Origin of the sequence: Citrobacter sp. Cc139, from assembly GCF_030334645.1 — a bacterium.
In the GTDB taxonomy this organism is placed as follows: domain Bacteria; phylum Pseudomonadota; class Gammaproteobacteria; order Enterobacterales; family Enterobacteriaceae; genus Citrobacter; species Citrobacter werkmanii.
The window spans coordinates 1-412 of the sequence record NZ_JAOWDM010000037.1; the positions used below are offsets into that span (position 1 = coordinate 1).

1 pseudogene is annotated in these 412 nt (G+C 51.9%); it reads left to right on the forward strand.

Annotated features, from left to right (window positions below):
* A pseudogene (locus OGV69_RS25270) lies at nucleotides 1-412 on the forward strand (TipJ family phage tail tip protein); the annotation flags it as partial.

Consider the following 412-nt stretch of genomic DNA (forward strand, 5'->3'; position numbering starts at 1 on the left):
ACGCTGAAAACGGAAATTCAGTACACCGCGAACAGTGATTTCTCTAATCCTCTTTTGCTGTCGGATGTGCCTTATCCGTCTGCCGAATACACCCAACTGGGTTTAAAAGCGGGGCAGGAATTCTGGTACCGAGCGCAGTTGGTAGACAGAACGGGTAATGAATCAGGCTGGACCGACTGGATTCGTGGTGAATCCAACGCGAATGCTGACGACTACCTGGGCGATATTGCCGATGATTTTCTGACGTCTGCCGATGGTGACCGCCTGACAAGCGACATTGATACCAATCTGGAAGCTGCGTTGCAGAATGCGCTGGCCAACCATGGAACGGTGGAACACCAGTGGGCGCAGTACGGCGAAGTGCGCGCGGATATTCTGGTGGTTAAAACGACCATTGCAGATGTTGATAAAG